Here is an 11,302-nt window from a genome sequence, read left to right on the forward strand (position 1 = left end):
CTTATCATAGGGTCACCAAAAGACGACTCGAAATGGCGTGCTGCAACGAGTTATGATTGTACGAACCGGAGGTGTCCCATGAGGTCACATCACTATCCACTATGCACGGTCACCTTGCTTATCCTTTTCATTGGTTTTTTCCCCGCCTTGTCAAACGCTTCTACCGACGCCGAGATCTGGCAATGTCCGGGTCCGGACGACACTCCTCTCTATACAAACAAGGAGCGGCCCGGCTGCCAGGCAATGGATCTCAAGCCCCTCTCGACCGCACCGAGCCTTCCGTCGCTAGCCAATCATTCCCTTTCCGACAGACCAGGGAGCCAGCGGTACGATGCGTCCTCTGGAAACGACGGCTTTTCCTACGATACGCCCGTCGGAGCCTTACGCAATTTGCAATCGGTTCCAGATTGGGCAAGAGAATGGCAAGCGAGCAACAGCATTTCCGGTCCAGCCCAAAGCGAAGTTTGCAGTATGTATGGAGAGTGGCTCAGGCTGAATGAAAAGAGCCGGGGCTTCTTCTTTGGCACAGACCCATCCTATGGCGGCGATCCGACGGGGCGCGCGTTCAGGGCACCGAGCTTCTCGTTCTACGACAATGCCAGATGGATGACGCTCTCAAGAATGTTTGGCGCGGGTTTCGTTCCGATCGGGTGTCTGTGAGAAACCGTGCGAAGGCCAATCCTTCGGACAGATGCAAGCTGCATCATGCTGCCGCGACAACGCGGCAGCGCCGGCTAACCGGGATGGACCGACTCTTCCAGTAGGGATTCGGCCGGTTCTGAATCTGCTGCCATACCCTCGCCGTCCTCCGTTGGTTCTTCACTCTCGTCGACTGTCAGCCGAGCCTGTGTTTCTTCCAAGCCTGGCTCCTCCTCCATCGGCAAGGTCGCCTGTTCCGATTCACCCAGTTCTTTGAATTCCCGCAGAGGCGGCAGTTGCGAAAGATCACGGAGTCCAAAATGTTCGAGAAAGAATTTCGTCGTGCCGTACATAATAGGCCGGCCCGGCTCCTCTTTACGCCCGACAATCCGCACTAGTTTACGTTCGAGCAACGTTCGAAGCACACCGGAAGTCTCCACTCCACGAATTTGCTCGATTTCCGCCCGCACTATCGGTTGCTTGTACGCGATAATGGCGAGCGATTCCAGAGCGGACCGTGACAATTTCGCCGGTGGTTTGACCTTATCCAACCGTTTGATCCAAGGCGCATAGTCCGGTTTGGTGACGATACGATACCCACCGGCAATTTCGGCCAAATGCAGCCCTCTACCTTCCTGAGCGTAGTCTTCCTTCAATCTCGTCAACGCCAGCTCGATCTCATGCTTCGGAACGGCACCCAAGAGCGCCACGATCCGGTTTATGGGAAGGGGGTCGGCAACCATGAAGAGCAGGGCTTCCAGGATTCCGGTCAGCTCGCGTATTTCGGAAACCGATGGCGTAACGGATGACATTTCTGACGATGTTTCTAGAGAAGCCGCGGTGCCTTTTGATTCGAACTTACCATCCGAACCATTGAGCGTCGCCTCGGATATGGAAGCTGTCTCTTCGATCGCCGGGTCTTCCATCCGCACCTGCTCCTCGGCAACATCTTCAATTGTTTCCGCCATGCCGCTGGCCCTCATAGATTCCTCCATTCGGTATCCTCCGCGGGATCCGTATCACAGACGGTCGTAAAAGCCCGAGAGACAAGGATCGCCCCGAACGTCTCGCTCTGAAACACTTTGACAACGCGGATACGAATCAGTTCCAACAGAGCCAGAAACGTGACGATGACGACAATGCGATGACTGGCCGCCTCGAACAACGAAATGAAATTGACCGCCTCTTGTCCCTCCAGGGCTTCAATAATGGCATTCATACGATCCCGCACCGTCATATTATCGGGGATAATTTCCACCATGCGCTTCCCCGGATGTCGCGCAAGGACTTCCTGCAGGACATCGACTAAGTCGAATAACGACACATCGTCGAGCAAGGCCTCATCGGCCTGCACCTCGATCGGCGGAGGTGCTTCCCGGGCAAACATGTCGCGCCATAGCCGCTCTTTTCCATCCAACTGGGAAGCGGCCTCTTTGAATTGCTTGTATTCCAGCAGGCGGCGTACCAATTCTTCCCGCGGATCCGGCCCGTCCTCTTCTTCGTCCGGTGCTTCGTTTGCCGGAAGCAGCATGCGCGACTTGATGTGAAGCAACGTGGCCGCCATTACGAGAAATTCACCCGCGACGGCGAGGTTCAGTTCTTTCATGACCGAGAGATAATCGAGGTATTGCCGGGCGATCAGCGCGATGGGGATGTCGTAGATATTGATTTCATTCTTCTTGATGAGATGGAGAAGAAGATCCAGCGGCCCTTCGAACTTCTCGATCCTGACATGGTAAGGAAGTTCGGTTTGATCCATCCCGTCCGCTAGACCAGGGCGCCGTAAAGCTCATCACCTTATATCAGCTTATAGGGGCCCCCGCAAGCCCCAAAACTATATGTGGTGGTTTCCCCTTACCACGGATTATTTATGCGGGCCGGTCATTTGATCTTGAAGAGCCAGCCGAGCAGGAGGAGCGATCCCACCAGGAGAGCACCGGTGACTCCGTACTGCTCCATCCAAGTCGGCGGCGTAGCCGGAGTTGACACCTCGGCCTTTATCGAGCCTGGTAACCGGGGCGCTCTCGAAAAGACCGCCTGCTCGAGATCCTGTCCATCGGTGAACACTGCGTCGGAGAAATCCGCTACCGTTTGAAAGGTTGTCCCGCGAAATCTTCCTTCCTTTTCAAAGCGCGTAAATAAAAAGTACACATCCCCCTCGAATTGCGCGTCGAGAAAATCGCCGGTGCCGTTGAACCGGCTGCCGGAAAAGCCGGTGCCCGAAAGAAATTGTGCCCCGGAAAAGCTCGCTCCCTGCTCAAATGATACCTCCAGGAATTCCGCTAGGCCGTTAAAATGGGCATGATAGAAATTCGCCACGCCGCCGAACACGGACCGATGAAATCTCGTATGAGGGCCGAAAGAAGCTTGGGTGAAGAGGGCGGGCTGCTGAAAACGGCCTTGGACGAAATAGGTTTCTTTCGAAAAGGTGGCCGATGAGCAGTCGACGACACCGAGAAACACGGTCCTCGAAAGATCCACAACGTCTTCGAAGTGGGTTCCCGAAAGGATGACCGAACCGGAAATGACCAGCATGTCTTCCTTCGTCCGATTAATAATGCGCCCACGGACGTCGGAATCACGAATAGAGACTGTGCCGTCCACCAAGCGGATAGCCTCTGCGTTGAGACGTTCCACGATCTGCCGGTCGTCCGATGATAGCGCGGGGAGTACCTTGGCCAATGACTTGATCGGAAGATCATTCAGAACGAGATCGCCGATGATAATCACACCCGAAAGATCGACGGATCGCCCCTTTTTCAGTGCCTCCATAATGTGACCAGCTTGGATCGCCCGCGCCTCCCGCTCCTGTTTTGAGCAGGCCTTATCGAGATGTCGGATAAAGGCCTTTCCCGCTCCTGTCTTCGACTTTTCCTCCCGACAGGGACTTGATACTTCGCCGGGCCACAGCAGGGATGGAACAGCTAAAAACACCAGACATCCTATGATGCAGACACCGGCAAGGCGAAACAACCGGGGACGATTCCCGGCGGCGGGTCTCTTACAGGGATAGATCTCGCTTGATTCTTTACAAGATGGAGCCGCCTGATACACTGAATAACCTCAGGGAAATTCGATCCATATTATGCTCCGCTTATGTGGCCGAAGCATCCGCTGTCTGCTGACTGCCAGCTTCCTGGTGGCCGCAGGCCCCGCGCCGGTCCAAGCGGAACATGTCATCGAACTTCCCATCCTCGCGGCTATCAAGTCAAACAACCTGGGTGTCTTCGAGATTCTCCTGCTCCAATGGGACCAGAAATCCGTCCCGACTCCTCCATCCTTGCAGTGGCGGACTGGGAATGTCGTGCTCGGCGATACCCATCTCGGTTCCATGGCCGAGGCGTTCCGCTATGCGATGGAACGTACCCCTTCGGTGCAGCATTCAGGAACCGTCACCGCCGTCGGCTTGGCCTATAGGCCGACTGGGAGTGATGGACCAAGTGCCGGCGCCGCGATGGCGGTCGGCTTTATCGCTCTTTTTAAGGGAGACCCCATTTATCGCGGTGTGGCGCTGACCGGGACCCTTCATTCGGATGGAAGCGTGGGGCCTGTGGGCTCAATTCCGGATAAGATTCGTGCCGCCGCTCGGGAAGGCTATCGGACTATTCTGATTCCTTCGGGTCAGCTGAACAATTCGTATTGGGGCCTGACTCGCCTTAGCATGGAGCTCAATGTGGATCTTAAGGAGGTGAGCACAATCGATGAAGCCTACCGGTTAATGACCGGCCGCTCACTCTAGTGGATTCCGGCCTAGGAGAGCATCGAGGCTCGAGACTGCTCCGTCGCCGGGCTTAATTCACTGAGCAGCGACCGGTATTCTTCTTCCGTGAGTCGATGCATGCCCAACGTCAATCGCCGAGTCAATTCCGCCTGGTCCGGCACATTCAATACCGACTGCATGAGCGCCTGGCTCTGTCCCGCAGAGGAGCGATATCGGCTCAGGACCTCGATCCGGACAAAGCCGTATCGAGCCTCCGTCCTGAGTTCATCTTTGAGTAAATCATCCAGCGCCGCGTAAGGCTGGATACCGGAAACAATGCGGAAGTCCGCACAAATCCCAGTTTTCAGCACATAGACCAACCCATGAGATTGAGGGGTAAGAAACCGCTCCAGATTGTCACGGATCAGCCCGGTACACAGACCCCAGATACCGGCGGACAGCTGACATTCCGCGCTTTCCACCGAGCTCCGCTCTCGTAACGCGCCCGCGATAAACAGAAAATGACTACTCATGGACAGTGAAGTTCGGCGGCCGCGCAGATTGCGCCGCTACAGTCAAGTTTAGTGCGTTCGATAGTCATCGCCTTCATCAAGAAGGTCTTCCGATTTTTCAAGATAGTCGACGTCGTCGTCTTCATCGTCGAGCGCCAACTCTTCCTCCATGTCGTCCTCAATCTCGTCCGACATGTCATCATCGATTTCTTCAGCAATCTCATCTTCCTCAAGGTCAATCTGCTTGGGCTCAATTTCCGCTTTCGTCGGCTTATCGACCGCGTGTTTTGCCGTCCGCTCTTCAGCCGCGGGAGTCTTTGCCGCCTTCTTGGCGGCTGCCGGCTGCCTCTTGGGAGCTTTAGCCGTCCCTTGCTTTTTTGCCTTGGCCGGCGAGGACTTTTTCGTGGTTTTCGTTGCTGTCTTTTTGGCAGTCTTTTTCGGGGCAGCCGTTTTCTTCCCCGACTTGGCTTTTGTGCTGCGTGCTGCTTTCTTCGCCGGCTGTTTTTTCTTCTTCGCCATTACGATGCCTCCTCTACAGTCATCTCAACGAGCTTCGGCTTCGGGCCACCATCTAGCATGAACCAGGAACCTCTTGCAACCTCCTCACAAACCATGTTCTGCGGCCCCGTCTACGGGTCGATCCAGACATCGACCGTCGAGATTTCGCTATCCGCGCCCTTGATGGAATCCGGCCCCCGCATATCAGTCACGCGCAGCTTGAACTGGAGGAGCCGCCTGGCGGTCACATGAGGGGCCATAAACGCTGCTTTAGCCTCCCCATGGTTCATTAACGTGACCTTATTCCCTCGCGTCTGCTTCCATTCATAGCGAAGCGGGTCTCCATCCGGATCACGGCTTTGCAAACCATCCAGGACGATCTTCTGCCCTCCTTGGCCCTCGATCCGATCCGGGACCCGAGCAATCGGGGAGCGATTGGGTTCTTCATCCGCCATGACCACAACATCTATGACGCCCTCTTTCTCTTGATTCACGACGGTGATCCATGCGCGCCCGTTGCCTTTCACATGAGCCAGGCCCTCCGGTGAAACGGCCACAATCGACTCGTCAGAAGAATGATATCGGCTGCCGGCAAATTTTCCTGCAAGGCTTCTCTCGACGTTGTCGGCAAACTGGCCAATGACCGGAACCGGTACGATCTTTCCGATTGTGTCGAGGCGCCACGGCTTTTCAACGGCGAACTCAATGCCGGTCAATTCGGTAGGCGGATCGACTCGGAGCACTCGTTCGTCAAAATCCTCCTGTCCCGCCATACGCCCTCTCGTCATGGTGCCGACGGCAAGCAAACGAACCAGGCCGATGGCGTCATCCGGCACAGTCAGCGTCCCCCCATAGGGAGGAGTAGAAGACCCCGTCGCCGTCAGGGCCGGTTCCGCTTGCGAGGTCGCCATCGGCTCTTCATCGTCGCGATACCAGTAGTAGCGGACCTGACGAACCCCGATACCCGCCGGCACATCAATCGCCACGGACATGGCTTGCCCGGCCGTTACAGTCGTTTGCGTTTCCGGCAGTACCAAGGAAAATGGAGAGGCCGCCGAAGGAAAGCTGATGCCAACCAGGAGGGCCATGATCGAATAGGCTCTGAAACTTAATTTGAGCCGCTGCTTGAGCCACCCCCGTAAGCGATTCATGTCAATATGGAGCATCATACAATGATCAGGCTGGGTCAAGAGCCCGGCGCCGGATTCCAATAGGATGCATCGTCTAGCCGCTCAAAAGAACATGCGGGTGGGCTCCAGCAATTTCTGAAGGATGCGGCAGAATCCTTTATGGCAGCCTTGACTCTAATGAATAGAGCCTTACAATGATGGTATGACTGGTATGCTCATGCGCACGCTTCTCATGTCGGCTGTCTTGTTATTGGGGGTTTGGCCCTCCGGCGCCACACCGCCGCAAGGTCGCGTACTGATGGACAGTGGATCGCCGTATTACGTGCCCGCAGCGGTGACTGTGACAAGCGGAGCCTCCATCCGATGGGACAATCCGACCCCTACCCACCACACCGTCACCCATGACGGATGTTTTGACGAGGGAGACCGGTGCAGCTTTGATTCCGGCGCCGTTGACCCCGGAGGCAGCTATACCATTCCAAATCTTCCCCCTGGTCGTTATCCCTATCAATGCAGAATCCATCCCATCATGCGGGGGATGATTATCGTGACAGAGGCGGCCGGGCTTCCATCTCAAACATAAATTTGTCCGAACACTTCCAGATCTCGCAATTTCGGTCCCTGCCGTTAGCTGAGGCTCTTGTTGAACCAATGGGCGCATGACCGCTAATCAGCTCCTCTCTAACTAGTGTTGAATGGTCTTCCTTGCCTGTTGAGTCCTCGCCTCGCCTCAAGCTTGAGTGAAGGTCCCCGCATGAAGAGGTACTGGTTCTTGCAGGTCACCGTGGCCCTCGTGTAGTCTCGTATCGCCTATGAAACCAGCGGCCGCAGTCCAGGCACCGATTCGTCTGGCTGGAGAGATTCTCCAACTGAGAGCCTGGCGAATTCCCGATCTTGTGGCCTATCAGCACTCGCATGATGACTGGTGGTTGGCTCCCCTTGACGACAATTATCCGCTCGTGCGGGTCAATCGCACCGGCATTGAGATGCTCGCCGCCATGAACGGTCACATCACGGTCGGCGCCTTGGCGGAAAAGTACGGAGACAAGATCTGCGGTCCGGACGGCCAACCGGGCACCTGGCATTTGGAACGGTGGTCGCTCCCTAATTATTCCCTCTGTTACTTCGGATCGGAAGCGCCCGGAGGGCATCGTCACAAGGCTAAGTGGGATGTCCTGCTCCAACAGATCCGTGAAGGCTGGTCGGGAGAAGCGGAATTCGAAGGTGAAGATCACTTGGAAGAGTTCCATGTCCACGAACTGAAGGAAAGCGGAGAAGACGACGGGCACTTCGATCTGATCGAAACCACCGTCTCCCATCTGTTTCGGGAGCCGAGCGAGGCGCTGGGTGGCTCGACCTACGGTCGCCTGCTCATGAGACAACTGCGCCGGCTCGGCTGGTTCAAGCCGAAGCCGAAAGTCATTCTTGAGGTCGGAGGCGGTCTGGGCTACGTGGCGCGCGAACTGGGACAGGAACTCTTGCCATTCGAGAAACAAGGGATTCAGTACGTCTCCCTGGACGTGACGCGACCCTTCCTTAAATTGCAGGTCAATCGTGCCCGCGCAGGAGGCTGGTCCTGCACCGGTGCCCAGGCGAACGGCGAGTCCTTGCCTTTCAAAGATGGTGTCATCGACCTCGTGATCGACAACGAAAACATGGCGGACATGACGCCGGTCAAATTATCAAAGCGCGAGCTGCAGCAAGACAAAGGGGACACCGCCCAACATCAGGAAGCGTTGGATTGGATCAGACGCCTCCGCTTGCCATTGGGCGCCGACTTACCGGACGACGTGATCTTCAATCTCGGTCCCATTCGATTTGTCGCCGAGTTATGGCGAGTCCTTAAGCCGGGCGGTCGCGCATTCCTCACCGAGTTCGGGATTGAAGAAGGCTGGCCGGCTCCGGTGAAATTACCGCATCACACGGAGTATGAAGTCCAGTACAGCCATCTACGCCAGGCCGTCCGCTGGCTCGGCTTTCAAGAGCGGTATGTGCCTCTTCCGCAATTTCTTGCGATCAAACCGGACACCAAAGTACTCTGCACCGGCGCCGCCTACACCATACAACGGTTCTGCGAGGCCTTAGGAAAGTCCTTCGCCGTGCGCGCCTATACCGAACAGGAACTCACGCGGACGCTCGGGGACATGTTGCCCAAGCTGCAGGGCTGCCATTATCACGACATCTCAGATCCCGCCTGGTTCGGCCTCATCGACTTCAAAGTGCTGCTCCTGGAAAAGCCGGGCGGCGCCCCGCAGACGACCTTTACTGAGCAAAAAGGCTTTCGCTGGTATTCGCAAAGGTAAGGGGAACCCGCTCACGGTTGAGATCGAGTCTGGTTTTCCATCCTTCGACATAGCGCCTAATCCACATCGAGTTCGTCTTGGCGAGCGTGTATCTTTTCAAGATCAGCTTGATCTTAGAGACAATCAGCCATGGTTTTAGCAGAATCAAATCATCGATCATTAGAATCGGCACCTGCAACAGATCGAATCGAATGACTCGCCTGCGCACGAGCCCTGTCTTGATATTCTGAATCGGCCAAAAGAAAATCGACGACCACTTCTCGGTCAGCGAAATCCCGACGCTTCACCAAGTCGAGATGCCGTGAAATACCATCGGCGCAGGGCGAACAATGGTTGAATCAAAGAGGCCTGATAATAGAGACTGTACGCCGATCCACACTTGTATTCTAAGACCTATCGCGGCTTGACTAGCGCACTGAAGGCCACCCGCCGGCAAGCCCCTACTCGATCCCTCGCCGATTATAATCGGAAATAAGACCGGAGAGGGCCTGAACTAGGAAGGTCTCTGCCGCCATGCCCGTTCTTTCGCTCGCCTGATCTCGAGCATCACTTCGGCCATGACATCACCATCCGAGCTGCCTTGCCGCAACACCGACTCACGCAAGGCCAACCCCAATTCGGTCACTCAATGGCGCGGCGCAAGTTATCGGCAATCGGCGCATTTTCATTGTCGTCGTCTGGTCGTTGCATGGGTGGTTGGTGAAAAGCTTCCTACGCCTGGCGTTCTAATCTGAGTCGTCCATGCGCCGCTTTGGATTCAGAGCCGATTACCTACCGTGTCAAGTGCCGTGCTGCGGCGACAAGCGGAAAGGTTGTTTCAGGATCCGTTTCCTGTGAGTCTGTCGTATAGATGAAACGTAAACAGCCACGGTCTATGCTGCTCTATCTACTATCGATACGAAAGCCCATGCTGCATGAGATCCTTATCAAGATCGGCTTGTGCCTTGGCAAGAGCATGCCGCCCCCAAAATGTCTTGAGCTTTCGAACGTACTTAGACACTTCGGAATGCTTTATTGCATTGCGTGGGTTAAGCGGACTATGCATTAGCGCCATATCAGTAAACCAGAACTTTCATGGGGCACTCGCTTTTCTTGGACTACGCTCCCTCAACTCGAGGACGAAGACCCTCCGAGGAACAGACGCGACTCGATAATCAGCTACAAGAGGTGCAAGAGAAGGCACAGCCACAGGTATGCACAGATGAGACAGATCGGCTTCTTCACTATTGCCTCATTCTATTCGCCATATCGATCAACACCCCTTCGCGCAAGCCCAAGTCGCTCACGAGGATAGTCGTCACTTCTAACGTCTCCATTACGGTCCGCAGAATGATCGCCCCGGCGGCGATCACTTCCTCACGGCCCGGTTCCAAGCCCGGCATCCCTGCTCGTTGCCCTTTCGACCGGCTGAGCAGCCGCTGTTCCAGTTCCTTGGCCATTTCGAATGCCAACTTGTAATTATGGATCCTTGCCGGCTCATAGGCCGTTAATTCCTGGGCCATCGCGGCGAGTGACGTAATCGCTCCGGCCGTGCCTACGAATGTGAGGCCAGCCGTTCCGGGCATCTCCGCGACAGTCACCATGGCTTCTTTCCGAACCCACTCACGCGCTTGGTTAACCTCTTCGAAGGTCGGCGGATCATGATGCAACAGGCGCTCGTTTAATCTCACCACTCCGATATCAATGGAGCGCACGATCGGCGGTTTGCCCGGCTGATCCAGGATGAATTCTGTGCTGCCGCCGCCGATGTCCAAGGCGAGCATGTCGGTCACACCAGACGGCAGACCGGAGCGGATCCCCAGCATCGTCCGACGGGCCTCCTCATCCCCGGTGATCAGCTGAACAGCAACTCCGGTTTCACTTTTGACACGATCAAGAAACTCATCGCGGTTCACGGCATCACGCACCGCACTGGTTGCCACCGCCGTTACGGCATCGACATGATAATCGTCAATCACCTCGCGCCATTCCTTCAACGTTGCCATCACCCGCTCCATCGCGTCGGCACGAAGCCGGCGTTCTTTGTCGACTCCTTGGCCGAGGCGAAGGATACGGCGCTCCGATCGGAGTTCCTTCAACCGGCCGGCTGATGAGAGTTCGGCAATGAGCAAGCGACAAGTCAGTGTACCGATATCGATCCCGGCGAGAACTTTTGGCGGAACGGTCGGCGATGCATCCATGAAGCGAGTGTCACTGTCCATCAGTGGAAATATCGTTCATCTCCAGTAGGAGTTTGGTTCGCTCATCTTGCAGTGCCCTGGCTTGTTTCATGAGACGGCCGACCTCTCCGTCATAGAGGATCCGCTCCATCGCTTCCCCACGGTCATGTAATTCCAAGGTCCGCTCACCGAGATCCCCATACACATCCTCAAGCTGTTGGTCGACTTTGCGGAGTTCCAGTCGATAGCGAAGGAGTTCCGTTTCTTCGAGGGCACGATTGGCAACTTGGGCCGTCCCATGACGGAGCGTCGCCCATCCGGCTTTCAAATCGTGTTTCAGGCGTTGAATCAATTCCAACAT

At 55.8% G+C, this 11,302-nt stretch carries 12 protein-coding genes; 3 read left to right on the forward strand and 9 right to left on the reverse strand.

All coding sequences use genetic code 11. The features are described 5' to 3' along the window. Window positions 1-734: 734 nt before the first annotated feature. The 3 genes from scpB to ACWGXE_RS15250 form a co-directional block, all read right to left on the reverse strand. Window positions 735-1,622, reverse strand: coding sequence for an SMC-Scp complex subunit ScpB (scpB, locus tag ACWGXE_RS15240; protein ID WP_447598744.1), 888 nt, complete (start codon window positions 1,620-1,622; stop codon window positions 735-737). Continuing rightward, window positions 1,619-2,398, reverse strand: coding sequence for a segregation and condensation protein A (locus ACWGXE_RS15245; RefSeq protein ID WP_447598746.1), 780 nt, complete (start codon window positions 2,396-2,398; stop codon window positions 1,619-1,621). Before ACWGXE_RS15245 ends, scpB begins: the two co-directional genes overlap by 4 nt. A gap of 122 nt (window positions 2,399-2,520) precedes the next feature. Continuing rightward, the gene (locus tag ACWGXE_RS15250) at window positions 2,521-3,573 is read right to left on the reverse strand and encodes a pentapeptide repeat-containing protein (RefSeq protein ID WP_447598747.1); all 1,053 of its coding nucleotides are present in this window, start codon (window positions 3,571-3,573) and stop codon (window positions 2,521-2,523) included. A gap of 151 nt (window positions 3,574-3,724) precedes the next feature. Here ACWGXE_RS15250 and ACWGXE_RS15255 point away from each other — a divergent pair, with 151 nt between their 5' ends. Beyond that, window positions 3,725-4,378, forward strand: coding sequence for a S16 family serine protease (locus ACWGXE_RS15255; RefSeq protein WP_447598748.1), 654 nt, complete (start codon window positions 3,725-3,727; stop codon window positions 4,376-4,378). 11 nt (window positions 4,379-4,389) lie between these two features. On the opposite strand, the gene ACWGXE_RS15260 is transcribed toward ACWGXE_RS15255, so the two are convergent. From ACWGXE_RS15260 to ACWGXE_RS15270, 3 genes are all read right to left on the reverse strand, one after another. After that, complete coding sequence (locus ACWGXE_RS15260; protein WP_447598749.1) at window positions 4,390-4,872, reverse strand: hypothetical protein; 483 nt, start codon at window positions 4,870-4,872, stop codon at window positions 4,390-4,392. Between the two features lie 48 nt (window positions 4,873-4,920). Next, on the reverse strand, window positions 4,921-5,370 hold the full coding sequence (locus tag ACWGXE_RS15265) for a hypothetical protein (protein WP_447598750.1): 450 nt from the start codon (window positions 5,368-5,370) through the stop codon (window positions 4,921-4,923). A 110-nt stretch (window positions 5,371-5,480) separates the two neighbouring features. Continuing rightward, window positions 5,481-6,518: a PKD domain-containing protein gene (locus ACWGXE_RS15270; RefSeq protein ID WP_447598752.1), complete on the reverse strand. Its 1,038-nt coding sequence runs from the start codon at window positions 6,516-6,518 to the stop codon at window positions 5,481-5,483. Window positions 6,519-6,681: 163 nt separating this feature from the next. On the opposite strand from ACWGXE_RS15270, the gene ACWGXE_RS15275 reads away from it, so the two are divergent. Then, window positions 6,682-7,062, forward strand: a complete 381-nt coding sequence (locus ACWGXE_RS15275) for a cupredoxin domain-containing protein (RefSeq protein ID WP_447598753.1) — start codon at window positions 6,682-6,684, stop codon at window positions 7,060-7,062. 229 nt (window positions 7,063-7,291) lie between these two features. Continuing rightward, window positions 7,292-8,782 (forward strand): class I SAM-dependent methyltransferase, encoded by a 1,491-nt coding sequence (locus ACWGXE_RS15280; protein WP_447598754.1) that lies wholly within the window; start codon window positions 7,292-7,294, stop codon window positions 8,780-8,782. On the opposite strand, the gene ACWGXE_RS15285 is transcribed toward ACWGXE_RS15280, so the two are convergent. The 3 genes from ACWGXE_RS15285 to ACWGXE_RS15295 all read right to left on the reverse strand — a co-directional run bounded on the left by ACWGXE_RS15285 (window position 8,742) and on the right by ACWGXE_RS15295 (window position 11,302). Continuing rightward, the gene (locus tag ACWGXE_RS15285) at window positions 8,742-8,990 is read right to left on the reverse strand and encodes a hypothetical protein (protein ID WP_447598755.1); all 249 of its coding nucleotides are present in this window, start codon (window positions 8,988-8,990) and stop codon (window positions 8,742-8,744) included. The genes ACWGXE_RS15280 and ACWGXE_RS15285 overlap by 41 nt on opposite strands. A gap of 1,015 nt (window positions 8,991-10,005) precedes the next feature. Continuing rightward, window positions 10,006-10,983 (reverse strand): Ppx/GppA phosphatase family protein, encoded by a 978-nt coding sequence (locus ACWGXE_RS15290; protein ID WP_447598757.1) that lies wholly within the window; start codon window positions 10,981-10,983, stop codon window positions 10,006-10,008. Continuing rightward, window positions 10,973-11,302 (reverse strand): hypothetical protein, encoded by a 330-nt coding sequence (locus tag ACWGXE_RS15295; protein WP_447598758.1) that lies wholly within the window; start codon window positions 11,300-11,302, stop codon window positions 10,973-10,975. Before ACWGXE_RS15295 ends, ACWGXE_RS15290 begins: the two co-directional genes overlap by 11 nt.

This window comes from Nitrospira sp. Nam80 (genome assembly GCF_965152575.1).

Coding starts and splice junctions, on each gene's coding strand:
- scpB (WP_447598744.1), bottom strand. CDS start 1,622: ATGAGGGCCAGCGGCATGGCGGAAACAATTGAAGATGTTGCCGAGGAG.
- ACWGXE_RS15245 (WP_447598746.1), bottom strand. CDS start 2,398: ATGGATCAAACCGAACTTCCTTACCATGTCAGGATCGAGAAGTTCGAA.
- ACWGXE_RS15255 (WP_447598748.1), top strand. CDS start 3,725: ATGCTCCGCTTATGTGGCCGAAGCATCCGCTGTCTGCTGACTGCCAGC.
- ACWGXE_RS15260 (WP_447598749.1), bottom strand. CDS start 4,872: ATGAGTAGTCATTTTCTGTTTATCGCGGGCGCGTTACGAGAGCGGAGC.
- ACWGXE_RS15265 (WP_447598750.1), bottom strand. CDS start 5,370: ATGGCGAAGAAGAAAAAACAGCCGGCGAAGAAAGCAGCACGCAGCACA.
- ACWGXE_RS15270 (WP_447598752.1), bottom strand. CDS start 6,518: ATGATGCTCCATATTGACATGAATCGCTTACGGGGGTGGCTCAAGCAG.
- ACWGXE_RS15275 (WP_447598753.1), top strand. CDS start 6,682: ATGACTGGTATGCTCATGCGCACGCTTCTCATGTCGGCTGTCTTGTTA.
- ACWGXE_RS15280 (WP_447598754.1), top strand. CDS start 7,292: ATGAAACCAGCGGCCGCAGTCCAGGCACCGATTCGTCTGGCTGGAGAG.
- ACWGXE_RS15290 (WP_447598757.1), bottom strand. CDS start 10,983: ATGGACAGTGACACTCGCTTCATGGATGCATCGCCGACCGTTCCGCCA.
- ACWGXE_RS15295 (WP_447598758.1), bottom strand. CDS start 11,302: ATGTTGGAATTGATTCAACGCCTGAAACACGATTTGAAAGCCGGATGG.